The sequence below is a fragment of the Mesorhizobium sp. M0590 genome (assembly GCF_040320905.1).
Lineage (GTDB): Bacteria > Pseudomonadota > Alphaproteobacteria > Rhizobiales > Rhizobiaceae > Mesorhizobium.
In genome coordinates this window covers 1-25,063 of the sequence record NZ_JAMYQN010000028.1, presented here as the reverse complement: position 1 = coordinate 25,063, position 25,063 = coordinate 1, and the positions used below count along the sequence as shown (strand labels likewise).

General features: G+C 59.2%; 20 protein-coding genes, 1 tRNA gene and 3 pseudogenes. 18 read left to right on the top strand and 6 right to left on the bottom strand.

Translation table 11 applies throughout. From position 1 onward, the window contains the following. Positions 1-61: 61 nt before the first annotated feature. Together hisC and nifA are read right to left on the bottom strand one after the other, a co-directional pair. Positions 62-1,201 (bottom strand): histidinol-phosphate transaminase, encoded by a 1,140-nt coding sequence (gene hisC, locus NKI52_RS29830; RefSeq protein ID WP_352700531.1) that lies wholly within the window; start codon positions 1,199-1,201, stop codon positions 62-64. A gap of 237 nt (positions 1,202-1,438) precedes the next feature. Then, a complete protein-coding gene (nifA, locus tag NKI52_RS29825) occupies positions 1,439-3,211 on the bottom strand; it encodes a nif-specific transcriptional activator NifA (RefSeq protein ID WP_352566037.1) in 1,773 nt (590 codons plus the stop codon). A 734-nt stretch (positions 3,212-3,945) separates the two neighbouring features. On the opposite strand from nifA, the gene NKI52_RS29820 reads away from it, so the two are divergent. From NKI52_RS29820 to NKI52_RS29810, 3 genes are all read left to right on the top strand, one after another. Continuing rightward, positions 3,946-4,155 (top strand): hypothetical protein, encoded by a 210-nt coding sequence (locus NKI52_RS29820; RefSeq protein WP_156937379.1) that lies wholly within the window; start codon positions 3,946-3,948, stop codon positions 4,153-4,155. 54 nt (positions 4,156-4,209) lie between these two features. Beyond that, the gene (locus NKI52_RS29815) at positions 4,210-5,538 is read left to right on the top strand and encodes a dicarboxylate/amino acid:cation symporter (protein ID WP_352700530.1); all 1,329 of its coding nucleotides are present in this window, start codon (positions 4,210-4,212) and stop codon (positions 5,536-5,538) included. A gap of 302 nt (positions 5,539-5,840) precedes the next feature. Then, positions 5,841-6,872 carry a LacI family DNA-binding transcriptional regulator gene (locus tag NKI52_RS29810; RefSeq protein WP_352700529.1) on the top strand — a complete coding sequence of 344 codons (1,032 nt, stop codon included), beginning with the start codon at positions 5,841-5,843 and terminating at the stop codon, positions 6,870-6,872. Between the two features lie 581 nt (positions 6,873-7,453). Here the strand turns inward: NKI52_RS29810 and NKI52_RS29805 are convergent. Further along, on the bottom strand, positions 7,454-8,383 hold the full coding sequence (locus NKI52_RS29805; RefSeq protein WP_352494956.1) for a LysR family transcriptional regulator: 930 nt from the start codon (positions 8,381-8,383) through the stop codon (positions 7,454-7,456). A 268-nt stretch (positions 8,384-8,651) separates the two neighbouring features. Here NKI52_RS29805 and NKI52_RS29800 point away from each other — a divergent pair, with 268 nt between their 5' ends. The 13 genes and pseudogenes from NKI52_RS29800 to NKI52_RS29740 all read left to right on the top strand — a co-directional run bounded on the left by NKI52_RS29800 (position 8,652) and on the right by NKI52_RS29740 (position 22,258). Beyond that, positions 8,652-9,245, top strand: a complete 594-nt coding sequence (locus tag NKI52_RS29800; protein ID WP_352457034.1) for a NodA family N-acyltransferase — start codon at positions 8,652-8,654, stop codon at positions 9,243-9,245. Beyond that, positions 9,242-9,901, top strand: a complete 660-nt coding sequence (gene nodB / locus NKI52_RS29795) for a chitooligosaccharide deacetylase NodB (protein WP_352466666.1) — start codon at positions 9,242-9,244, stop codon at positions 9,899-9,901. The genes NKI52_RS29800 and nodB overlap by 4 nt, the downstream gene beginning before the upstream one ends. Before the next feature lie 14 nt (positions 9,902-9,915). After that, complete coding sequence (gene nodC / locus NKI52_RS29790) at positions 9,916-11,274, top strand: chitooligosaccharide synthase NodC (RefSeq protein ID WP_352700528.1); 1,359 nt, start codon at positions 9,916-9,918, stop codon at positions 11,272-11,274. 48 nt (positions 11,275-11,322) lie between these two features. Next, positions 11,323-11,919, top strand: coding sequence for a nodulation methyltransferase NodS (nodS, locus tag NKI52_RS29785; RefSeq protein ID WP_031194123.1), 597 nt, complete (start codon positions 11,323-11,325; stop codon positions 11,917-11,919). Positions 11,920-11,954: 35 nt separating this feature from the next. Further along, a pseudogene (locus NKI52_RS29780) lies at positions 11,955-12,200 on the top strand (carbamoyltransferase N-terminal domain-containing protein); the annotation flags it as partial. Between the two features lie 43 nt (positions 12,201-12,243). Next, positions 12,244-13,155, top strand: coding sequence for a nodulation factor ABC transporter ATP-binding protein NodI (nodI, locus tag NKI52_RS29775; protein WP_023719311.1), 912 nt, complete (start codon positions 12,244-12,246; stop codon positions 13,153-13,155). A gap of 3 nt (positions 13,156-13,158) precedes the next feature. Continuing rightward, positions 13,159-13,947 (top strand): ABC transporter permease, encoded by a 789-nt coding sequence (locus NKI52_RS29770; protein WP_352494954.1) that lies wholly within the window; start codon positions 13,159-13,161, stop codon positions 13,945-13,947. Positions 13,948-14,014: 67 nt separating this feature from the next. After that, entirely contained in the window at positions 14,015-14,977 is a 963-nt protein-coding gene (locus tag NKI52_RS29765; RefSeq protein WP_352483784.1) for a LysR family transcriptional regulator, read from the top strand. A gap of 8 nt (positions 14,978-14,985) precedes the next feature. Beyond that, positions 14,986-15,248, top strand: a pseudogene (locus NKI52_RS29760) (hypothetical protein); the annotation flags it as partial. A gap of 891 nt (positions 15,249-16,139) precedes the next feature. Beyond that, complete coding sequence (locus NKI52_RS29755; protein ID WP_352483785.1) at positions 16,140-16,931, top strand: calcium-binding protein; 792 nt, start codon at positions 16,140-16,142, stop codon at positions 16,929-16,931. Between the two features lie 395 nt (positions 16,932-17,326). Next, positions 17,327-19,096 (top strand): type I secretion system permease/ATPase, encoded by a 1,770-nt coding sequence (locus NKI52_RS29750; RefSeq protein ID WP_352700548.1) that lies wholly within the window; start codon positions 17,327-17,329, stop codon positions 19,094-19,096. Next, the gene (locus tag NKI52_RS29745; RefSeq protein WP_352548197.1) at positions 19,071-20,384 is read left to right on the top strand and encodes an HlyD family type I secretion periplasmic adaptor subunit; all 1,314 of its coding nucleotides are present in this window, start codon (positions 19,071-19,073) and stop codon (positions 20,382-20,384) included. The genes NKI52_RS29750 and NKI52_RS29745 overlap by 26 nt, the downstream gene beginning before the upstream one ends. A gap of 656 nt (positions 20,385-21,040) precedes the next feature. Continuing rightward, positions 21,041-22,258 (top strand): tyrosine-type recombinase/integrase, encoded by a 1,218-nt coding sequence (locus NKI52_RS29740; RefSeq protein WP_352457555.1) that lies wholly within the window; start codon positions 21,041-21,043, stop codon positions 22,256-22,258. Positions 22,259-22,279: 21 nt separating this feature from the next. Here the strand turns inward: NKI52_RS29740 and NKI52_RS29735 are convergent. Further along, positions 22,280-22,355, bottom strand: a tRNA-Ile gene (locus NKI52_RS29735). Between the two features lie 184 nt (positions 22,356-22,539). Here NKI52_RS29735 and NKI52_RS29730 point away from each other — a divergent pair. After that, positions 22,540-23,250 carry an SIMPL domain-containing protein gene (locus NKI52_RS29730; protein ID WP_023678276.1) on the top strand — a complete coding sequence of 237 codons (711 nt, stop codon included), beginning with the start codon at positions 22,540-22,542 and terminating at the stop codon, positions 23,248-23,250. A 126-nt stretch (positions 23,251-23,376) separates the two neighbouring features. On the opposite strand, the gene NKI52_RS29725 is transcribed toward NKI52_RS29730, so the two are convergent. Further along, entirely contained in the window at positions 23,377-23,736 is a 360-nt protein-coding gene (locus tag NKI52_RS29725) for a hypothetical protein (RefSeq protein WP_023678277.1), read from the bottom strand. 242 nt (positions 23,737-23,978) lie between these two features. Further along, on the bottom strand, positions 23,979-24,425 hold the full coding sequence (locus NKI52_RS29720; RefSeq protein WP_023678278.1) for a YcgN family cysteine cluster protein: 447 nt from the start codon (positions 24,423-24,425) through the stop codon (positions 23,979-23,981). 232 nt (positions 24,426-24,657) lie between these two features. Between NKI52_RS29720 and NKI52_RS29715 the strand changes: the two are divergent. Then, positions 24,658-25,063: pseudogene (locus NKI52_RS29715) on the top strand (OmpA family protein); the annotation flags it as partial.

The window sequence follows — 25,063 nt, the reverse complement described above, 5'->3', positions numbered from 1 at the left end:
GTTGTCATGCTTGGGTGACCAAGCAAGTCTAAAGATAGCAATGTGTGATATCGGATTAGCGTCAGCGTACCGAACGAGCAGAGCCTGACGCTCCCCTGCCCGTGGTGCTTGGTATGTTTAAGCTTCCAACTATATCGCGAGCGGCAGCAAGAAATGCATCCAATTGCTCTTTTGTGCCGATGCTGACGCGGATGCAATGTTCCAAACCACTGTCCGGAAAGTAGGCAACGAGTATCTTTTGCCTCTCCAAGGCTGCTTGCCACCATGAGCCGTCCTGTCCCGCTGGCACACGGGCTAGCAAGAAATTTGCGTGGGAGGGCGTTACGGAAAATCCAAGTTGCGACAGTGCGGCTGTCACTCGCTGTCGTTCATGTCTGATGTGCTTGTGGTTCTCTGCGTAGGCGCCGCGATGCGCAAGCACGCTGATACCAACCGCATGCCCGATCACGTTCATGTTGAAGACATTCTGGATGTTGCGCAGCCTGCCAATAATCTCAGGGTGACCGAAACCGAAACCGACGCGAATGCCGGCGGCGGCATAGCTCTTCGAAAATGTTCTCAAGATCAGAAGGTTCGAATAACGGTTGATGAGGCGCAGCCCGTGATCGGGTGCAAAGTCGACGTAGGCCTCATCAAGGACGACCAGGCGATCCGATTGTGCCACGAGGCGTTCGATATTGCTTATCGAGAGGAATGTTCCGGTCGGATTGTTTGGATTGGCCACCAGAATGAACTTGGCGTCTTTTGCCGGACCGGAAAGCAATTGCTCCATTGGCAGCGAATGAGTTTGACATCCGATCTCGAGAAACTCAGCACCATGCAACATGGCAAGTTTGCGGTTGAACGAAAACCCTGGCGATATCATCGCCACCTTGTCGCCAGGGGCGAGGAAAGCTCTGTAGATGAGTCCGAGCAGTTCAGACGACCCGTTGCCTGCGATGACCTGATCCGTGGATACGCCATAGGTATTGGACGCTGCTTCCCTCAAGCTGATGTTATCGTCGTCCGGATACAGATACTGGCGATTGAGGGCCGCCACTGCACTTTGCATTATGATTGGCGGCAACGGAAACGGGTTCTCATTCGTATTCAGCTTGACAAAACTTCTGTCCGGCGCTGGTCCGTTGGACGGCAGAGCATCTAACTGTCGCGTCCCTTGCGGAAGAGACGAAAGCACAGCTTGCAGTTTTGCATCGGACATATTTTATCTCCGTTTCAGTCGCACAGGGCATCCGTATGAGCTCGCAACGAGAGCAACATGGCGGACGGATTGACGATGGCAGCGTCGCCTTTCACTAGATGGTCGCAACGCCGGCTGCCACGACGGGAATTCGGCCAGGCTGTCCTCGGTCGGATCGACTTGACGCGGACGCGGATCTGCATCCCTGCGCGGGCCAAGCCGCTAAGCGGTCTCAGCTAATCCGCCTGAGTCATGCTTTCACAGACGCTTGACCTCGATGCCGTATTTCCTCAGCACGTAGCCAATCTGGCGCGGGGTCAGTCCAAGCAGGCGCGCCGCCTTTGCCTGCACCCAGCCACATCTTTCCATGGCAGCAATGACGCGCTCGGCGTCGGTGGTCCTCGCGCCCAATGAGTGGGTTGCTCCGGCAGGCGGGACTGTGGTGGCGGCCGAACGAGCGGCCGCATCCGGCGGCGTGGCCGGATTCACTGCCTCTGGGAGGATCGGCGCTGGTTGCAGCGCGGCCTTGCCCGATCTGCTCTTCCGCAGCGCCTCGGCAAAGCATTGGTCGTGGGAGCACGCAAAGTCGTTTCTCCCGATTGATCGTCCCTCCGCCAGGATCGCTGTCCGGTGCACGCAATTTTCAAGCTCGCGAATGTTGCCGGGAAATTCACATTTCATCAGTACTTCAATCGCACGCGCATCGAAGGTCAGCGTACGGCCGTTCTCATCGTTGAAATTCTTGAGAAACTCAGCTGCGAGGAGCGGAATATCGCTGCGCCTTTGGCGTAATGCCGGCACCAGCAAGGGAACCACGTTGATGCGATAATATAGGTCGGCGCGGAACTCATTCCTTGCAACCGCCTCTTCAAGGTTCCTGTTCGTGGCGGCAATCACGCGAACGTCGACCTTGATGGTCTGGTTGCTGCCGACGCGCTCAAACTCCTGCTCCTGCAGCACGCGCAGTAGCTTTGCCTGGAAGGAGGCCGAGATCTCGCCGATCTCATCCAGAAACAACGTCCCCTTGTCGGCGAGCTCAAAGCGACCCTTGCGGGAATTGAACGCGCTTGTGAAGGCACCCTTCTCATGACCGAACAATTCGGATTCCAGGACTGTCTCTGGCAGGGCTGCACAATTGAGTTTGATGAAGGGCCGCTTGGCGCGCGGCGACAACTCGTGAATTGCCTTGGCGACCAGCTCCTTCCCGGTACCGGATTCGCCTCGCAACAGAACCGTGGTCTTTGCCTTAGCTACCACTGCGATCTTCTCGAGCAGCGCGCTTAGCGCCGGACTATCGCCAATCATCCCCTTGACGTGAACCTTCTTGCGCTGCGGTGCAGGGTGCTTGACATCAGAGAATTGCGTTTGCAGCCGATCTTCCACCTCTGTCGGTCGTTCGCGGTCGCCCGCGGAGAAGCGGTGCAACTTGACTGTCTGTCCCACCATGTTGGCGATCATCGTGAGCAGCCGGACATCATAATCGAGCCGATACGTTGACCTGCTGTCCAAGGCGCGGTCGATAGTCAGCGTGCCTACGGCGTTCCCATCAACACGAATGGGAACGCCGATGAAGGACACGGTGTCGGAGGCCCCAAGCACCTCTATGTCAGCGGCAGTGAAGGCCGAATGCACCGCTATGTTCTCGGCGACGAGCGGCGTGTCCGTCGTCACAATCAGATCGATTGCCTTGCGCGGCAGGCGCATCCGGGAGCGCTCATCGCTGTTCTCGTCGCAGCCGGTGACTACGGTGATGTCCAGTACGCCCTCAGCGTCGAAGAGAGCGATGATGCCGTGCCGCATCTGCACAAACGAGGGCAGGAGATCGACGACCTTGGCCAACGTGACTTCGAGCCGGGCGGGGTCGGTGAGTACTTTCGATATTTCGAAGATGCCGGTAAGCGCGTGCTCGTGCGATGGCACAAAAGGGACCGCGGTGTTCATCTCGGACTTTGGGTAAGCCCTTTTCGCATCCGGAAGCGAAATGCGGCACTCGCTGGCATTTTGTTCTGATTTGGGAATGTTGTGGTGCATATGATCCTCGATCTCGCGCCATGAAATGCATGCCGGCGGCATGTGCGCCCGCGACGTCGCGGGCAAGCGCGAAAATGCTCTGACGTGAACTCGTCCCACCGCCGTGTGGTCGAGTGCAAAGCGGGTCGACCCCTGACGCATCGCTTGGCTCTCCCTCCACGAAGCTTGGCCACGTTCTCGGCTTGCACGGGGGCAACCACACGTTGATTTTCAAAAGACTGGAGCGAGGCGGGATAGTCAATCGAGCTTTCTTTCATTCGTGAAAGGAAACCTCGCGGCCTATGATAGAATTCATCAGTTCTAATTTTGTCGGCGATGTTGAACGACAGAAATACGGCGCCGGCGATGCGGTGCCCGAGCGGCTGACCGCGCCGAGTTGCCGGGCCGTGCCAGTCACCAGCGCCTGCGAACCAGGGGCGGGAGCGATAATCACTGCCGACGACACTGGTCGGTCGCGGCAACCGCCATTTCCTCGATATTGATGACGCAGATAAGGCGGCGGCGTCGCGTGTGAAGGCGCGAAGGTGGCGGTCGAGCGCGGCTTTCTCCGCGGTGCTCGGAACTTCTGAACCGCATCGTGGCGGTCAGCACCAGCGGCGTCAATCCCTACGTCTCGACGTCGCTTTCAAGCTGTCGCTGCAGCGGGAGCGCGGCAAAGAACACGGCAATTCTGCGCCCTGGTGCCAGCGATGCGGCCCTTCCCAAAGTCGGCAAACCGAGGAGCCCGCCACGATGTGCAGCAAAACCGCAAGCCAGAGAGATCGACCGGCAATCTGCCGGAGAACATCAAGCGCGTGCTGGACGGCGGCCTTGTCATTCCCGTCTTGTGCCACCGCATTCATCCCATCATAGGCGAGCCCAACGTCAGTTCAGGTCATGCGGATCCATTTGGCATGGGTATTGCGGCGGCGTTGGTGCAGCGTTCGACCGGAGCGCCGCGATAGGGAGAAGCCCGGGAGAAGTCACGCCACCTCGATTCGGTCAGGGAGAGAGAAACAGTGTCAGCTGCACAAGTCCGCGGCGCGAGTCCCGCGCCCCGCAAACCCTTCTATGCCAAGCTTTACGCGCAGGTGCTTGCCGCCATCGCCCTCGGCATCGCAATTGGCTATTTCTATCCGGGGACCGGCGAGAGCCTGAAGCCGCTGGGTGATGCCTTCATCAAGCTGGTCAAGATGATCATCGCGCCTGTCATCTTCCTGACAATTGCGACCGGCATTGCCGGCATGAACGATCTTCACAAGGTCGGCCGGGTCGCCGGCAAGGCAATGGTCTATTTCCTCACCTTCTCGACGCTGGCGCTGATCGTCGGCCTCATCGTCGCCAATGTCGTCCAGCCTGGCGCCGGCCTCAACATCGATCCGGCCTCGCTCGATGTCCAGGCCGTGAATACCTATGCCGCAAAGGCCCACGAGCAGTCGGTCACCGGCTTCCTGATGAACATCATCCCGCCAACGATTGTCGGTGCCTTCGCGGAAGGCGACATCCTGCAGGTGCTGTTCTTCTCGGTTCTGTTCGGCATGGCGCTCGCGATGGCCGGAGAGACGGGCAAGCCTGTCGTTTCCTTCCTTCAGGCGCTCATCGCGCCTGTCTTCAAGCTCGTCGGCATTCTGATGAAAGCCGCGCCGATCGGCGCTTTCGGCGCAATGGCCTTCACCATCGGTAGATATGGCATCGGTTCGGTCGTCAACCTCGCGATGCTGGTCGCGACGTTCTATTTCACCGCCTTCCTCTTCGTGTTCGGGGTTCTCGGCGCGGTCTGCCGCTACAACGGCTTTTCGATCTGTTCTCTCATTCGCTACATCAAGGAAGAGCTGCTGCTTGTCCTCGCAACGTCCTCCTCGGAGGCCGCGCTCCCCTCGCTCATGCAGAAGATGGAGAAGGCGGGCGCCAGGCGTTCGGTTGTGGGTCTCGTCATCCCGGCCGGATATTCGTTCAATCTGGACGGCACGAATATCTACATGACCCTGGCGGCCCTCTTCATCGCGCAGGCGACGAACACCGATCTGTCAATCGGCGATCAGGTGCTGCTGCTGCTCGTTGCGATGCTTTCCTCCAAGGGCGCTGCAGGTGTGACAGGTGCGGGCTTCATCACCCTGGCTGCTACGCTCGCCGTAGTTCCGAGTGTTCCCGTTGCTGGGATGGCCCTGATACTCGGCATCGACCGCTTCATGTCCGAATGCCGGGCGTTGACGAATTGCGTTGGTAACGCAGTGGCATCCCTCGTCGTCGCCCGCTGGGAAGGAGAATTGGACCAAGCGCAGATGAAAGCCGCCTTCTGCGGTCATCAGCTTGCCGAGGCATCAAACCGGCTATCCTCCGCCGAGTAAGGGCGACGCACCGCGACCGGTTTCGCCAAGCTGGTCACATGACCTGAACGATCGACTCGCAGGCTCTAAACGGCGCCTCACGGACCATGTATCAGAAGCGCTAAATGTGTGAGTGCAAATCATCGCCGCCCTAAGCGAATGAACCTTCCGTTATACCCGGCCGGTCTACGTCTGGAGTAGTCCAATACGCTGTCGATCATTCAGTATGCGGGCGTCTTCACTTTGCCCACCCGAAAGCATTGTCGAATCGCGCTAGGTGACAGAGAGCCAGCCTGCGTCAAAAACCAATCAGAATAGGACCCATGACCAAGCGCCCCACAATTACCGATCTCGCCCGCGAAGCCCGAGTCAGCGTAGCAACGGTCGATCGGGTTCTGAACGCCCGCCATCCGGTGCGCGAGGAGACCGCGCGGCGGGTCCACGACGCCGCCCACGCGATCGGCTATCATGCTGCCGGGCTCATCAAGCAGCGCTTACGGCGAGACCTACCGTGCTACCGTCTGGGCTTCATCTTGAGAAAACCGGCCCAGCATTTCTACCAAGACTTTGCGCGCGAGGTCAAAGCGTCGGTCAATTTGGCCCAGTCCTTCCACGGCATTCCGCTCATCCAATTCGCCCCGTCACATATGCCGAGCGACCTAATCGCACCGCTCAAGGATTTGGGCGCACGCTGCCATGCGATCGCGATGGTGGCACCGGACCACCCAAAAATTACAGCAGCGGTTGAGGACCTCAAGGCCAAAGGCATTCCGGTTTTCTCGCTGCTTTCCGACTTCGCCGCCGGCGTGCGACAGGGCTATATCGGCCTCAACAACCGCAAGGTGGGGCGCACGGCCGCTTGGATGGTGTCCAAGGTCGCAAAACGGCCCGGCAAGGTGGCGGTGTTTGTCGGTAGCCATCGTTTCCAGGGGCACGAGCTCCGTGACGTCGGCTTTCGCTCCTATTGCCGTGAGAACGCGCCGACGTTCGAGGTGCTCGATCCGCTTGTGAACCTGGAGAAACGGCAGGTCACCTACGAGGCAACGCTTGATCTCATGCAGCGGGAACCCGAGCTCGTCGGCTTCTATGTCGCCGGGGGCGGCATGGAGGGCGCCATCTCCGCGGTCCGGGAAGAGGGTAAAAGTCGCGATCTCGTCGCGATCGTGAATGAAATCACGCCGGAATCTCGGGCGGCACTCGCTGATAACATCATCACGATGGCGGTCGCCACGCCAATGCGCCGGCTTTCCCAGGAGCTGATAACGCTGATGACGCGGGCTATCGAGACCGGCACTGCTGAAACACCAGGACAGACATTTCTGCCGTTCGACATCCATCTGCCGGAAAATATATGAAACTGATGGCTTCTATCGTAAGCGGGGAGTTTCCTTTCATGAATGAGAGAAAGTTGATTGATTATCCCATCCACGCGGGGTAGCCGCACCCCACAGGCCTCAGCCGCGGCCAAGGATGAAAGCGCCGATTGAGTGAACGGATCGGCCGCGCGTTCAGGCGGAAGCGCGAGGTAAATTCCCTACATCCGCAGCGTCAATCGCGACCGGCTTCATTGCCAACATCTCGACGTTGTCGGTGCAGGGCGGTGTCGTCAAGGATGCCTCACGCCAGTAGCCGAGCGAGGCCGGCACAGTCCATTGGGATTGACCTCGTCGACCGGCATCTCCTCGCCTGGCCGCGCGTGAAAAGCCGCGGCAAGGCCGGCAAAGTTGGCATTTGAGTGGGGCTAGACATCTTCTGGGACTTCGCACGCGAAATCGGAGGCGGCAGTCAACTCAGCACCAACCCGGGCATGTGTTCTGCTCGTTCCTGGCCCTCGTACTCAGCAAGGAACTGCGCCGCTCTGCCGAGCCAAAGGCCTGACGCCCGAATGGCAACCGCTCCTACGCGATCGCGACCGCCTCCAGGAAGCCCGAGACGCTCAATAGCTTTCAGGCAAAGGCGCCAGGCGAGATGCCTCCTGCAACATCATTTCCCGCATCCACAGGCTTGCCGGATCAGTATTGTGAAGCGCAGGCCATTGGACGGCCTCCGTGAATGCGGGATGAGGAAGTGGCGGCGGAAGTCCGACAATCCGCAGGGGTGTTGTTTTTGCGAAATGCTGCGCCAGCCGTAAGGGCATGGTCCCGATGCGGTTGGTGCCTGATAGGACGGGCGCGATCAGGCTAAAGCCCTGTACGACGACCTCGATACGTCTCTCGAAACCGTGCTCGAGCAAATACCACTCCTCCATGGTGGGCTGCCGGGTGTGCCTGAATTTGAGCACGACATGCCCCATCGACAAGTATCGCTCGAATGTAAGTGGCTCTGACAGCTGCTTGTTCGTGCCGCAGCCTACGCATACGAGCATATCTTCGAACAGGGCTGCGCGAGGATGTTTCGACATGAACACTTCCGGCATAATCAGAAAATCAACGTCGCCGCGCCGGAGAAGCTCCTCGGGGTCGTCGCAAATAGGCAGACATTCGAAGCGGACGGCGGGAGCTTCCCGCGCAGTACGCTCTACGATCCTCTTAAAAAGCACGAGCGTGAGGTAATCGGAAAGCATGATTCGGAAGAGACGATCCGATTGGGCTGGGTTAAAGGCGTCGGAGGAAATAATCGATAGCTGGATGTGCAGCAATGCGTCCCGGACTGCTGGGGCAAGCCCCTCCGCGCGCGGTGTCAAAATGAGCTCGCGGCCGTTCATCGTAAATAGCTCATTGCTGAAGTAGGCGCGTAACCGAGCGACGGCGGCGCTCATGGCCGGCTGGCTCAGGTTAATACTGTTGGCCGCGGCAGTGACTTTACGCTCCCTGATCAGAGCGTCCAGCACAACGAGGAGATTCAGATCCAGCCCCTTAAACCGCATATCCTGATCTATCCAGCGTGTGGATGGGCATCATCTAAACAATCAATTTTACGAATTTACGAACCATGCATTAGAGGAACGTAAATGACCGACGTCAAGCTCAAATCGACGGCGCCGCCACACGGGCGGGAACATCGAGAGAGCTCATTGGCGAGCCCCACCGGCTGGCTCACCGTCGCTAACGACAACGGTTGAGTGCAGCCAACAACGCCGCCGCTTTGGCCGGGTAATGCGGCCCGCAAGAAACCATTTTGAAGAGAGGTCCTGAATGCGCCCTCAGGTGCAGTGGAAATTGTGCTGGGAAAACGAGTTGCAGCTCTCGGACCACGTCGAGCTCGCCCAGTTCTTTCGTAATACCTACGGGCCGACTGGGGCGTCCAACGCAGAACCGTTCGAAGGTAGTCGAAGCTGGGCCGGAGCCAGGCCTGAACTCCGCGCAATCGCCTATGATTCGAGCGGTGTAGCGGCTCACATGGGCATACTGCGCCGTTTCATCAAGGTTGACGCGGTCGATCTGTTGGTGGCTGAGCTGGGCCTGTACGGGGTACGTCCGGATCTTGAGGGTCTCGGAATCGCCCATTCAATCCATGTCATGCTTCCAATACTGCAGGAGCTTGGCGTTCCATTCGCTTTCGGAACCGTCCGGGACGCGCTCCGGAATCATGTTGAGAGGTTCGCGCGGCGATACAGCCCTTTGGCCGTTTTGTCGGGAATTCGCGTGCGCTCCACCCGACCAGAGGCGCGCCTCGACCTGCCGCCCACACGCATCGATGACGCACTCACCATTGTTCTGCCAGTTGGACGGCCGATCAGCGAATGGCCCACGGGCACGATGATCGATCGGAACGGACCAGAGCTATGAGCCGTCCCGATTGCTTGTACGAAGTGCGCCGTGAGTGCTCTGACGGCACCGGCCGTCGCAGCGTTTATCTGACGTTTGACGACGGTCCCAATCCACTTTTCACACCGGAGATTCTCGATGTGCTGGCAGAGCAGCGGGTGCCGGCGACTTTCTTCGTCATCGGCGCCTACGCCTTAGAGCACCCGGATCTAATCCAACGAATGTTTGCAGAAGGGCACGAGCTAGGCAACCACACGATGACTCATCCGGATCTGTACAAATGCGGCTTCGGCGAAGTGCAACGTGAGATTTTTGAAGCGAACGGCGCCATCATGAGGGCGTGCCCTCAGGCCTCGGTGCGCTATATTCGCGCGCCCTACGGCGCCTGGAGCGAAGAAATCTTCACAGCGTCACAGATCGCCGGGCTGACGGCCCTCCATTGGTCCGTCGACCCTCGAGATTGGTCTCGCCCTGGGGTCGACGCGATTATCGATACCGTGCTCGCCTCTGTCCGGCCGGGCGCAATCGTACTCTTGCACGACGGATGCCCTCCCGGCGAGTTGAGCCAGGGCGCTCACGCCGGTCTGCGCGACCAGACGGTCACGGCGCTGTCCCGTCTGATTCCAGCACTTCATGAGCGCGGATTTGTAATCCGCTCACTTCCTCAACATCACTGAACAAACGAGATCCCATGACTCTTCTTGGTACAACCAGCACTGTGGCCATTTCGCTTTATGCACTGCTCTCGACTGCTTATAAGAGCATGCAGGGGATTTATGCTCTGCCGACAAACGACTCATCGGCGTTGGAGGATCTCGTCGGCTCCGATCAACTGCCCAGCGTGGATGTCATCGTCCCCTGCTTCAACGAGGATCCGCGCACGCTTTCAGAGTGCCTGGCGTCCATTGCAGACCAAGAATACGCCGGAAGACTTCGGGTCTATGTGGTTGATGACGGTTCTGGAAATCGCGAAGCCGTAGGAACTGTCCACGAAACCTACGCGCGCGACCCTAGGTTCGACATCATTTTGCTTCCCGAGAATGTTGGAAAGCGCAAGGCGCAGATCGCCGCGATACGCCGCTCATCCGGGGATTTGGTGCTTAACGTTGATTCAGACACGATACTCGCGCCCGACGTCATCACCAAGCTTGTACCGAAGATGCGAGATCCAGCGGTCGGCGCAGTCATGGGTCAGTTGATTGCCAGTAACCGGAGCGAGAGCTGGCTGACAAGGCTGATAGACATGGAGTACTGGCTGGCTTGCAACGAGGAGCGCGCGGCACAGGCTCGCTTCGGTGCCGTTATGTGCTGTTGCGGCCCATGTGCCATGTACCGCCGGTCTGCGCTCCTTTTGTTACTGGACCAGTACGAGTCGCAATTTTTTCGGGGCAAGCCAAGCGACTTCGGGGAGGATCGCCATCTCACTATCCTCATGCTGAAAGCAGGCTTTCGAACCGAGTACGTTCCGGGCGCCATCGCGGCCACAGTCGTTCCGAACAGACTCGGACCGTATCTGCGCCAACAACTCCGTTGGGCACGAAGCACATTCCGGGACACGCTGCTTGGGCTGCGCTTGCTGCCCGGCCTCAATAGCTATCTCACGTTGGACGTGGTCGGACAGAATCTCGGGCCGCTACTCCTCGCCCTATCGGTACTAACGGGCCTCGCACATTTCGCACTGACAGGCACTGTGCCTTGGTGGACAGGACTGATGATTGTGTCCATGACCATGCTCCGATGCAGCGTGGTAGCATTTCGTGCTCGACAGTTTCGATTTCTGGGCTTTTCCCTGCACACGTTCATCAACATCTTTCTCTTACTTCCCTTGAAGGCCTACGCGCTGTGTACATTGAGCAATAGCGATTGGCTGTCGCGAAGCTCTGCTGTCCCTACATCGAACACTGGGGGAAAACAGGCCCCCCACCCAAACTCCGATCACTGGATCAAGCAGGGCAGAATTCTCACCGCATGCGGCTCCGCTTCGCAGGCTCAATCTTGCGCGGATTCTTCGGGATTAGCGCTGTCGAGCAACATCTGCGGCGACGAGTGATCGCTAATTACCTAGGTGGACGAGAGGTGGACGAGTTTGACCCAGAACATGAATCATCAGTTGCTCGATCGGGAATTGGCCGCAGACGATCCGTGGCGCCTCGACGGCAATCCGTTCGAGCGGGAGCGCCACACGCAAATGCTCCAGCTGGCGCTTGCCCAAGGCTCCATTACAAATGCCCTCGAAGTCGGGTGCGCTGCCGGCGCATTCACGGAAAAATTAGCTCCCAACTGCCAAGGGCTCACCGTCATCGATGTCGTGGCGCAAGCGATTGCTCGAGCACGTCAACGGATAAAGGAGCCGTCGCGCATCAACTGGATAGTCTCCGATGTTCAACAGTTTTCGACCGACGAGTTGTTTGACCTGATCGTTGTGGCGGAGGTCCTATACTACCTCGAAGACATAGCCGAGATGCGCGCGGCCGTCAAAAACCTGGTGCGGGTGCTTGCGCCAGGCGGGCATCTGATCTTCGGATCGGCAAGGGATGCTAATTGCCGTCGCTGGGGTCACGCCGCTGGTGCTGAGCCGGTCATCGCCATGCTGAACGAAACGTTGATCGAGGTAGAGCGTCTTGAGTGTCGGGGCGAGTCGGTCAACGAAGACTGCTTGCTCGTCCGTTTCCGGAACCCGCTTTCCGCTTCCTGATCAATCGAATCTATCGCCGTTAACGTGGAGACACTATGCGCATCTGTGGTACCAAGCTGACCCATGATGGGGCGATCGCCCTTGTCGAGGATGGACGGCTCGTCTTCTGCGTTGAGCAGGAAAAGCGGCACAACAATCCGCGTTATCAAACCATCGATAATCTCGACGCAATTGTCGCCGCTTTGGCGGAACAGGGGCTAAATCCTTGTGATGTCGATCAGTTCGTTATCGACGGCTGGGATGGCGAAGACGAGTCACAGTTTCAGGTCCGGCAGGCAACCAAGCAACCGCCAGTCTTGGCGTCCCTCTCGGTAAAATGAACCCATGTCCATGGTAGCGATCGATCTTACTGACGTAAGCAAAACTTATGACAAGCTCGTTGTCGACAGACTGTCGTTCCGCGTTGCGGCGGGGGAATGCTTCGGGCTCCTGGGACCGAACGGTGCGGGCAAAAGCACGATTGCGCGTATGGTCCTCGGCATGACATCGCCTGATGCGGGGAAGATTACTGTGCTCGGCGCTCCAGTGCCGGCGCGCGCGCGTTTGGCACGTATGCGCATCGGCGTGGTCCCGCAGTTCGACAATCTTGATACCGCGTTCACTGTACGCGAGAACCTGTTGGTGTTCGGGCGCTACTTCCGGATGAGCAGACGCCAGATCGAAGCGGTCATACCATCGCTGCTTGAGTTCGCCCGCCTCGAGAACAAAGCGGATGCGCGCGTCGCCGAACTGTCCGGCGGCATGAAGCGGCGCCTGACGCTCGCGCGTGCGCTGATCAATGACCCGCACTTGCTGGTGATGGACGAGCCGACCACCGGCCTCGATCCGCAGGCCCGCCACCTGATCTGGGAACGGCTGCGATCGCTGCTGGCGCGGGGCAAGACTATTCTTTTGACTACCCATTTCATGGAAGAGGCCGAGCGGCTGTGCGATCGGCTGTGCGTTATGGAGGAGGGGCGCAAGATCGCCGAAGGCCGCCCGTCCGCACTCATTGACGAGCAGATCGGCTGTGACGTGGTCGAGGTCTACGGCGGCAATCCGCATGAACTGGGTGCGCTGATCCGGCCGTACGCACAGCGCATCGAGGTGAGCGGTGAGACGCTTTTTTGCTATGCACCCGATCCGGAGCAGGTGCTGGTGCAGCTACGCGGGCGCGCCGGTCTGCGCCTTCTGCAGCGTCCCCCCAATCTCGAGGATGTGTTCTTGCGGCTAACCGGGCGCGAGATGGAGGACTGAACAATGGGCGAACGTTATGCGGCGGCCATGCCCGCCAATGCGTGGAATTGGGTCGCGGTTTGGCGCCGCAACTATCTTGGATGGAAGAAAATCGGGCTTGCATCGGTTCTCGGCAACCTCGCCGATCCGATGATCTATCTGTTCGGTCTCGGTTTTGGCATCGGAACAATGATAGGTCCTATTGAGGGCACGTCGTACATTGCGTTTCTCGCGGCTGGCATGGTTGCCACAAGCGCGATGGCATCGGCGACTGCTGAAACGGTTTACGGGAGTTTCGGCCGCATGGACAACCAGCGCACCTGGGAAGGAATGTTGTGCACTCAGCTGACGCTTGGCGATATCTTACTCGGCGAATTGGCGTGGGCAGCCACCAAGGCCCTGATGGCGGGCACAGCAATCACTGTTGTTGCCACCACGCTCGGCTACACATCGTGGCCATCCATCCTCTGCTTGCTGCCAGTCATCGCTCTCAGTGGCCTCGCCTTCGCGAGTCTAGCGATGGTCGTCACGGCGCTTGCGCCCAGTTATGAATATTTCATATTTTATAATACGCTTGTTATAACACCCATGCTGTTCCTTTGCGGCGCGATGTTTCCGGTCAACCAATTGCCCGGCACTTTTCAGGACGTCGCCTCCTTGTTGCCGCTCGCACATGCAATTGACCTCATTCGTCCGGCGATGCTTGGCCGTCCGGCCGGCAGCATGGGCCTGCATATCGGCGCGCTTTGCATATACACGGTTTTGCCGTTCTTCCTATCGGTTGCTCTATTTCGTCGTCGGCTGATGCGTTGACGCTACTCACCATTCGTAAAATTGATTCTTTGGGCGATACCCATCCACGCGTCGGATAGGTCAATACATGCGTTTTAAGGGACTCGATCTAAATCTCCTGGTTGTGCTGGACGCTTTGATCAGGGAGCGTAAAGTCACCGCCGCGGCCCGCAGTATTAACCTGAGTCAGCCGGCCATGAGCGCCGCCGTCGGTCGGTTACGCGCCTATTTCAGCGATGAGCTATTTACGATGAACGGCCGCGAACTCATTTTGACACCGCGCGCGGAGGGGCTCGCCACAGCAGTCCGGGACGCATTGCTGCACATCCAGCTGTCGATTATTTCCTGGGACGCCTTTAACCCGGCCCGATCGGATCGTCGCTTCCGCATCATCCTTTCCGATTACCTCACGCTCGTATTTTTTAAGAAGATCGTAAAGCGTGCTGCGCGGGAAGCTCCCGCCGTCCGCTTCGAATGTCTGCTTATTTCCGACGACCCCGAGGAGCTTCTCCGGCGCGGCGACGTTGATTTTCTGATTATGCCCGAAGTGTTCATGTCGAAACATCCTCGCGCAGCCCTGTTCGAAGATATGCTCGTATGCGTAGGCTGCGGCACGAACAAGCAGCTGTCAGAGCCACTTACATTCGACCGATACTTGTCGATGGGGCAGGTTGTGCTTAAATTCGGGGACACCCGGCAGCCCTCCATCGAGGAATGGTATTTGCTCGAGAACGGTTTCGAGAGACGTATCGAGGTCGTCGTACAGGGCTTTAGCATGATCCCGCCCCTTCTATCAGGCACCAACCGCATCGGGACAATGCCCTTACGGCTGGCGCAGCATTTCGCAAAATTAACACCCCTGCGGATTGTCGAACTTCCGCCGCCACTTCCTGCCGCATTCACGGAGGCCGTCCAATGGCCTGCGCTTCACAATAATGATCCGGCAAGCCTATGGATGCGGGAAATGATGTTGCAGGAGGCATCTCGTATGATTACCCCGCCTAAGAGCACCGGACGTCTCAGTTGTCGGCCGACGACCCCTCGGTTATGAGAGGAGGCATGGATGGCGATTGGGATTGGGCGATTCCTGCATTGTCGAGAACGATGCAGGGAGAGCAGATCCTTCAGCCTGAAGAGGTGGCAGCGATGCTGCCGCTGCATGAGCTTGGCTGGGGAACCGACGGGCGAACGAATTCGGGTGCGCTCGCAACACGGTGCCTCGGTATCTAAGCGAGGGCGGGACTGTTCCGTTTCGCAAGCCTGTGCGGCCGACCGCGTTTGACGGACTGGACGATTGGCTGCGGGAGCGCTTCTTCCTCCATGGCTCGGGCTGGATGACGATCTCGACCCGCTCCAGATGCGCCGGGAACGCCTTGCGCGGTCGCGCAGCACGTCGCGGCTCGCCTGTCGGTCTTGCGGCCTCGAGCTCGGACTCAATCGCGCCGAGCCCGGTCTGGATTTCGAAGGCGAAGGCCTGCTAGGCACGTTCGAGCTTCTCGGAGCTGCGACCGAAGCGGCGCGCTCCAGCTGCTTGACGATCCCATGAAGGTCGGCGATCCTCACCTGGGCACGCTCGTTGAGTGTCGCCATCCGGACGATCTCGGCCTTGAGTGTTTCGCTCCGGAGTTGTTGCAGTTCGGCCTTCTCCGCCGCCATGGCGACGAACATCGCCTTGAGCGTATCGATTTCGTGGGGACGGGCCGAAGCGCTTCTCATCATGACGCCGACAGAAGCTTATTGTGCACGGCCTGAAGCCCGCCTTTTGCGCCTGAGTCACTTCGCCACCGCCTTCCGGCCGGACGCCGTCGCCGTTCGGCTCGAACGCGTGTCCAGTCCATGCCTTCGACGAGCGCCATCAGTTTCGGCGCGGCAAGCCGATCACGCCGTTCTCCGCCAGCGGAACTTGTCCTCGTCCAGCGCTCACGGTGCGGGTATGCCGGCGTCGAGCAAACAGAGAGAAGTTTGGGGCCCAACCAGGACGGCCCCGTTACGAAGTTCGTCCTAGTCCCGGTTTGAGTGTCGAATCTTCATCGATTGCTTGGGCGACCAGCGTCCCCGCCGCCAGCGAGCCCGCAACTGCTCAGCAGAAGGGCGAAGTGAACGTGAATGCATCCATTTCGTAAATGTGTGTCTATCCAAGCAATCGATTTCTCTAATTATCCGATGAGCAATATGAACGCGTCAGGCAGGGTGCATCATTAGGAGTATTTTCGATGGCAAAGATTATCGAGGGTGGCCCGGGTGCCGAAACACTCATCGGCACCGAGCTTGACGATTGGATGGAGGGTTTCCAGGGCGGTGACTGGATTGACGGTCGTGGCGGCAACGACGAGATCTCGGGTGGCCCGGACAGTGACCGACTCATCGGCGGCAAGGGTAACGACCGCATCTTCGGCGGAGATGGCTGGGACGATCTCTCCGGCGACAACGGCCGCTTCAACCCGCGCGTCTCCGGTGAGGACAATGACAGGCTCAGCGGCGGTCCCGGCCAGGATGTCCTCTACGTGGGTGACGGCCAGGACACGTTGACCGGGGGCACCGACAGTGACACGTTCGTGTTCCAGTTCCACAATCCGGTGCCTGGGGTTGTCGGGTCGAAGTCGGACATTACCACTATCACCGATTTCAACCCGGCGGAGGACAAGTTCGCCTTCGATGCGGTGGGCCTCTACAATGACGGTTTTGGCGCGAACTTCGTCAACAACGCCAGCATACAGTCCGGCTACCCGGTGAGCAGCTTCTACAGTGGTGCGGCCTCAGGTGCGAACGGCGAACACGTCGTGGTAATCACTGGCGAATCTTTCAACTCTGCTTCTGAAGCCGCGAGTGCGATCTCCGGCGAGCACGCCGGCGACATCATTGTCTACCAAAGCAGCTACACCGACAGAGTCGCAACTCTGGCCTATGTCACCGCCGACAACAACGCGCATGAATTCGTCCACCTGGGCGGTGTGGTCACCGTGGCCGACCTAGGCCTGACCGCGTCGGACTTCACCTTCGTTTGATCCAGAAAACCCATACGGAACAGCGCCCCGCCCCCCGGGGGCGGGCGCTTCCGTTTCCGCTACTTGCGATGGGCCGGGGCGCCCGGGAGCAGTCGCAGCGTGTACAGCTTGACGAAGCCCTGCACGTCGCGCTGGTCGTACACCGAAATCTCCCTGAAGGCGTGGAGGCGGAAGCCTGTTCGGGCCCTTGCGGCCGGCCACGATGACGTTGCCCTTCCAAACCTTCAGCCGGACGGTGTTGTTGTTGACCCGCTCCATTAGATGCCAAACCAAACACATTCGGCGGGAGCACTGATCCTGAATCAGCGAGCGGATGCAGTCGGTTGCCGCTCGGGGAGCAATATAGGGAGCTGGGTCGCCAGATCCTCACGGAGACCTACGTGAGTAACCATTCCTTGAAGGATTCAGCTTTGAGACCTTTCCCTCTGACTTCCGCTATTTGGGGAATTCTGTTGATCAGCGGCGTGGTCAACGTGCTTGCGCTGATCTCGCCGCTGTTCATGCTTCAGGTCTACGACCGCGTTCTGGCAAGTGGCAGCGTATCGACGCTAGTGGGGCTCGTCGTGCTTGCTGCAGGGCTTTATGCGTTCCAATGCCTGCTCGACGTTTTGCGCGCCCGCGTGCTGCTGCGGATTGGCGAGCGTTTCGATGAACAGTTTTCCGGACGCGTTCACGATGCGATCGTTCGCCTTCCGCTTTTAACGCGCATGCCGGGCGACGGCTTGCAGCCGCTACGCGATCTCGACAATGTTCGCGGATTCTTAGGTGGAAACGGCCCGACAGCGTTCTTCGATCTGCCATGGATGCTGCTTTATCTTGGCATTTGCTTCCTCTTTCATTTCTGGATCGGCATGACGGCACTTATCGGGGCGATCGGTCTCACATCTCTGACACTCCTTACCAACACTCTCTCGCAAGGGCCGATACGCGATACCATTGACCACAACATGGTACGCAATGGTCTACTGGAAGCAGCGCGCCGCAATGCCGAGGTCGTGCAAGCTCTCGGTCTCGCAAAGCGGATCGCTGCCCGATGGCACAAGGCCAATGCCAAGTATCTGGCCGCCAACCGGAAAGTCGGGGACGTGGCAGGTGGGCTGGGTGGCATTTCAAAGTCGCTGCGCGTGCTGCTGCAATCGGCCATTCTTGCCGTCGGCGCGTACCTTGTCATCAGGCAGGAGACTACGGCCGGGGTCATGATTGCCAGTTCGATCACGATGGGGCGTGCGCTGGCTCCGGTCGATCTGGCCATTTCAAGCTGGAAACCCTTCCTCATGGCGCGCCAGGGTTGGGCGCGGCTGGAGGACCTCTTGGGAAAGGTTCCTGAAACCGCTCCTGTTATGCCAATGCCTGCACCTGAACGCGAACTCCGCCTCGAAGGCGTGACAATCGTTCCGCCCGGCGAAAGGAAGCCGACCGTGACCGGCCTTGCGTTTGCCGTTCAGGCGGGAAGCGCACTCGGGATCATCGGTGCATCGGGTTCGGGCAAGTCGACACTCTCGCGCGCCATCGTCGGCGCATGGTCGCCGGTCGCCGGAAAGGTTCGCATCGACAGCGCAAGCCTCGATCAATGGGACCGGGAAGCGCTAGGCCGTCATATCGGCTATTTGCCGCAAGGTGTTGAACTATTCGACGGCACCATTGCCGAAAACATCGCTCGTTTTGAAGATAATCCTGACCCTGAGGCTATTGTCACCGCGGCGAAAGCAGCGGGCACGCACGAACTGATCCTCCGATTTGAGCACGGCTACGAAACTCCGATTGGTGAGGCCGGATCGGCACTTTCCGCCGGGCAGCGCCAGCGTATCGGTCTTGCCCGTGCTCTTTATCGAGACCCTTTCCTTGTTGTGCTGGATGAACCCAATGCCAATCTCGATGCGGAAGGCGAGGCTGCGGTTGTCAAGGCGATCGCCTCCGTGCGCGAGCGCAAGGGCATTGCGGTTGTCGTTGCCCATCGGCCGAGCGCCATCCGCGCCGTGGATTTGGTGTTGGTGATGGAAGGTGGACGGCAGCGAGCATTCGGTGCGCGTGATGAGGCGCTTTCCAAAGTCCTTAAGGGGGCAGCGATGGCATCAGGCGCTGGGGTCAAGGCCATCGAGTCTACACAGGATAACGAGCGCGCTGACATGGAGGATCCCGGTGTCCGGCATTCATCAGAACAATGACGTTTCCAGGTCCATTCGCCGGCACCTGGTGGCGGGCCTGCTGGCGAGCGTGATCTTTGTGGGAGGAGCCGGAGCCTGGGCGGCCTTCACGAATCTCTCCGGCGCGGTTGTCGCGTCCGGACACTTTGTCGTCGATTCCTATGTGAAGAAGGTGCAGCACCCGACCGGCGGGGTGGTGGGAGAAATCCTGGTGAGCGAAGGTGATAAAGTAAAAGCCGGCGACATCCTCATGCGGCTCGACGCCACCCAGACGCGCGCCACTCTCGCTGTAGTCACCAAGCGGCTCGATGAGCTGGCCGCCAACCTGGCACGACTCGAAGCTGAGCGTGACGATCTGGCGGAGATCGCCTTCCCGGACTGGCTGCTCGCCCGCAGAGATGTTCCGGACGTAGCTTCGGCAGTACATGGCGAGACGCGGCTGTTCGAATTCCGCAGACAATCCCGCGACGGAAGGCAGGCGCAGCTAGCGGAACGCATCACTCAATATGAGCACGAGATCGAGGGGCTCAAGGCGCAGGCAATCGCTTGTGAGAAAAGCACCGAGATCCTCCAAAAGGAAATTGCTGCCCTGAGTGGGCTGCGCGACCAAGGCATTGTCTCGGACCAACGCTTGAACAGTCTGAAGACGCAGGTTGCCACTTTCGGCGGCGAACGCGGTGAGAAGATTGCACATCAGGCACAGACGGCAGCCCGCATAGCCGAAACGCGCCTGCAGATCCTGCAGATCGATCCGGATTTCAAGACGGAAGTCGGCCAGGAGCTCAGAGAGGTTCAGGCGCAGGTTGGGGAGTATGTTGAGCGCAAGGTGGCGGCTGAACAGGAACTGCGACGGATCGATATTGTCGCGCCGCAGTCAGGCGCCATTCAACAACTCGCAGTTCATACGGTCGGAGGAGTGATCACGCCCGCCGATCCGATTATGCTAATCGTGCCGGAAGGCGACGATCTTGCGCTTGAAGCACGAATCACCCCGAAGGACATCGACCAAATCCAGCTTGGTCACAAGGCCGTGCTGCGGATGTCAGCCTTCAATCTGAGGACCACGCCGGTATTGAACGGATATGTCAGCCGGATCGCAGCCGATCTGGCGACGGACGAAAAAAACGGCGTTTCGTATTACCTGGTGCGTCTGTCGGTTCCGCATGCGGAACTGACGAAGCTCAAGGACCTGACGCTCGTGCCCGGCATGCCGGCCGAAGCGATGATCCAGACGGGCGAGCGTACGGCGCTTTCTTATTTTGTGAAGCCGCTGTCGGACCAAATCAGTCGCGCATTCCATGAGGAATGAAAGTAACCACAGAAACATTTTGTTGGTATTCTTGTTGGTTGTTACGCATGCATGAGAGTCATAACCGTCTGAAACCACAGCCATGATTCCGCCTCTGACTCAGATTCGTGGTTCCACGGTCATTTTGCCCTTCCAAGTCGCCGACCATTCAGTTCTTGGCCTCTAGCGCATTAAGATACCCATCATCGTACACAAAGGCTGGAAAAGAATCCGGTGTCTTGAGCGATCCTGAGGTCTGGAGACCTAGGGTGAGCCTGCAAGCACAGGGCTAGGACATGATTGAGCGTCTGCAATATTCGGACAGGTACATAGGAAGACAGGCAGGCGTCAAAAACGCGCTTTCAACGCGCTAAACCGATGCTACGCACCCCGAGCGTCTTGCCGCCCTCGCTCCCGCCGGTAGGAATCAATCGCGAGCAGGCTGCGACGTTCATCGGCGTAAGCTCAACGACCTTTGATGAAATGGTCCAGGACGGCCGGATGCCCCAGCCACGAATGCCGAGCAAGGGGCGCATTGTTTGGGACGTCGAGGAACTTGTATTGGCCTTTCGAAAGCTCCCTCACCGCCAAATCGGAGGAGCACCAAAGCTTGACGAAGATTCGCCGCCACTAGACAATCCTTGGGATCGAAAACCACGAACATGACGGATGAGCCCGTGAAAATCGATCTTAAGGGCGTAGTGAAGGACACTGATCGCCACGGCAATGATCGGTACTATTTTCGCGCACCGGGTCGGAAGAAGGTCCGGCTCCGTGAACCGACCGGCAGCGACGAGTTCCTCGAGGAACTGCGGTGCGCGCGCGCCGAGGTCACTTATGTTCGGCCCGGCACTCTTCCCGAGATTTGCCGGCGCCTCCCCAAGCCTTCCGAGCCAGCGAAGAAAGGCACGTTGCTGTGGCTTTGCCAGGAGTATTACCGTCGGGGCGGCACGGAAATCACCCAAGACACTATGGCGCGCCGACGAGCAATTCTGGAGCGCGTATGCGAATTACCTCATCCCCTCGAAGGTGACCCGGATCCTCAGTATCCCACCAAGGGATCTCTGCCATTCGCCGGTATGAAACGGTCTCATGTTAAGGAGATCAGGGACACCAGGCTCGACGCCCTTGGCGCGGCAAACAATATCGTAAAAGCCATCAGCGCGATGTTTGAGTGGGCAAAGGACACAGAGATTCCGGGCGTCGACTCCAATCCCGCCCGCGGCATCAGACGGCTAAAGAGCGGCGACGGCTGGCACCCATGGGACGTGTCGGAGATCGTTCAATATGAGAAGCGGCATCCGCTGGGTACCGCAGCCAGACGTGCGCTCTCGATCTTCATGTTTACTGGCCTGCGGTTGTCCGACGTCGCGATCTTCGGTCGACAGCACATCACGCTCGTCTACAACGAGGAGACCGAGCAGTGGGAGAAGTGGATCAGAATTAAGCCTGGGAAGACCAGTCGTAACAAGGATGCGGTGTTGGTGGAGCTCCCGCTTCTGCCCGAACTAGAGGCGGAACTTGAGCACACGCCCTCCGACCAGATGACCTTCCTGGTCAATGAGTATGGTCGCCCGTTCTCGGAGAACGGTCTGGGCAACAAGATGCGCCAGTGGTGTGATCAAGCTGAGCTGCCGCACTGCAGTGCTCATGGAATTCGCAAGGCCGGCGCGACGATCGCCGCTGAGAACGGCGCGACGCACGAGCAGCTGAAGGCGATATATGGGTGGACTACGTACCAGCAGCCCGACCACTACATCAAGAAAGCGCGTCGCCGGAAGGTAGCGAGAGCGGCGAAATACCTGCTGGTTATCGATCGAAAAGAGAACAAAATTGTCCCACTTTCTGAGGGGGTTGAAAGAGGTGGGACAAAAATGGCCAAAAAATCCAATTAAATCAACGGCCACAAAAGCCAATGGTGGGCCCGGAGGGACTCGAACCCCCAACCAAGCGGTTATGAGCCGCCGGCTCTAACCATTGAGCTACAGGCCCCACGGCGCTGGATTAGTGTTTTTCCCTGAACCGCACAAGGCTTTCCGAGGCCTTTCCGAGCAGGCGTTCCAAGGGGGCTGGCAGAGATCGCCCAAATCAGCCCATATTGATAACCTATTGCACGTCGCCCATTGGACGCCGGCCAACACTCGGCTGTCTTGGGATCCCAGATCGAGGAGATTTCATGACCAGACGTATTTTGCCCCTGGCGATTGCCGCCGCAATCGCATTTCCGGCGATCGCGGCCGCCGCCGATTCGCCACCGCCGCCGCGTATCGTCGTCACCGGTGAAGGCGAGGCGGCGATAGCACCCGATCTGGCTCTGCTGACGCTCAGCGTCATGCGCGAAGCCAAGACGGCACGTGCAGCGCTCGATGCCAATAACGACGCCATGGCCGCAGTGATCGCTGCCATGAAATCGTCCGGCATCAAGGAGCGCGACCTGCAGACCGCGGGCATCCAGATCAATCCGCGCTATAACTACACCAACAAGCCCGACGGCAGCCAGGAGGCCGAGCTTGTCGCCTACCAGGTGACCAACACGCTTTCGGTGCGCATCCGAGACATCGACAAGACCGGCGACATTCTCGATAAGGCGGTGTCGCTCGGCGTCAACCAGGGCGGCGGCATCTCCTTCTCCAACGACGATCCGGCGGCAGCCGTCACCGAGGCGCGCAAGAAGGCCGTCGCCAATGCCATGGCCAAGGCCAAGACGCTGGCCGAAGCGGCCGGCGTCGGCATCGGCCGGGTCCTGGAAATCACCGACCAGAATTTCGCACCACCGCCGATGCCGATCAACGCCAAGGCATTCGATGCCGCCGGTGCGTCGGTCCCGGTGCAAGCCGGCGAAAATTCCTATACCGCACAGGTGACGGTGACTTTCGAATTGAAATGATCATCGCTTGCAGCATGAAAAACCCCGGAGGATCGATCCTCCGGGGTTTTTTGAGCCGCGCTTCCTGGCGGAAAGGGCTCCGCTACTCTACCGGCTGCAAGTCAGCCGGCCGCAGGCCCGAAGACCTTAGCGATAGATGATCGGACAGCCGCGCTCGTTGGCGAATACGATCACGACGCGGTCGCCATACTGGCGGCCGGCGACCTTGACCGTGCGGCGGTTGATGTCGATGATGCGGGCGCGGTGCAGGCCCATGCGTTCGGCCTTGTCGATGGCACGCTCCGGCGAACAGGACCGGCGCCAGCCGCCATGACGGCGGTGTTCGCGATAGTAACCATCATCTTCGTCGCCGGTATAGACGCCGACGCGCGGATCCTGGTTGTTGCCGAAGCCGAGATAGATGCTGTCAGCATGAGCGGGGATGGCAGCAAGCGTGCCAAGGCCGACAAGAGCCGAAAGAGCCGCCGTCTTGATGGTGTTGAACATTGTCTTCTCTCCTTGTTGAGGGTTTCCACACGTTTTCGTCGAACCGATGGGAGGAGAATGCACCCGTCTGTCTGAATTTTTTGCGAACCGGCCGTTCATCTCCAGTTCATGAGGCAGAACCGGAATAGTCTCTCGCTTCTGGAACCGGTGTTATGGACGGCGGTGCTGCATAGGGTGGGCATGGTGGATGGACAACGTCCGTTTTGCCGTCGGTTCCGGATTCTCGATTTCGCGGTAAAATCCTAAGGCTCGTCCGCGAGCATATGGTCGAAATAGTCGTCCGGCTCGGCAAGGTCGGTCTCGCTGGCGCTGACCCGGCCGCGCATCGAGATGCCGGCCTCGTGCACGGTCTCGTCGCTTCCCGACACCAGCCTGTGCCACCAATAGAGATCGCGGCCCTCGGCCACCAGCCGGTAAGCGCAAGTCTTGGGCAGCCAGCTGATGGTGCGCACATTCTGCGGCGTCAGCCCGACGCAATCCGGAACACGCGCCAGCCGGTTGGCATAGTCGGAGCAGCGGCAGCTTCCAGCGTCGAACAGCCGGCAGCCGACGCTGGTCCAGTAGATCTCTCCGGTGTCCTCGTCTTCGAGTTTGGACAGGCAGCATTTGCCGCAGCCGTCGCAGAGTGATTCCCACTCGGCCGGGGTCATCGCCTCGAGCGTCTTGGTCTTCCAGAATGGCTTTTCCATCGTCGGCATGTGGCCCTCGGACGCTTCAAGGTCAAGCACGGCAACCGTGCACCCTCGTCCGAACGATACGCCGGGACAATACGCCGGAACATGCGCCAGGACCATACGAATGACATGAAGTCGCCTTCAAAACGCCGGTCAATCGCCCTGTGCCACAGCTAGAACCTACAAACAGGAACCAAACATGGTTGCTGAAAGTTTGGGCAGGGATGGGACGCCACAAGGAGTGTTTATGATGAAACGCCAACCACGGATTCTGGCAGGCACGGCGCTTGGCCTGTTGATGGCGTCCGCGCCGCTAGGCGCGTTCCCGCTGCAAGGCAATGCCGCATTCAGCCCCGTGCAACGTACCGCAGCGCCGCTCATCCCAGTGCAATCGAGTTGCGCCGAGGGCGAGTCGGCGGAGGCCTGCGCGCAAAGCCAGCAGGCAGAGCAGCCCAGAAAGAAGAAGCGCGACCAGCAGCAGCAAACGGAATCCGCTCCGGCCGAGCAGGCGGCTCCAGCCGAGTCCGAGCAACCCCGCAAGAAGCGGCGCAATCAGCAGCAGCAAACGGAATCCGCTCCGGCCGAGCAGATCGCTCCAGCCGAGTCCGAGCAACCCCGCAAGAAGCGGCGCAATCAGCAGCAGCAAACAGAAT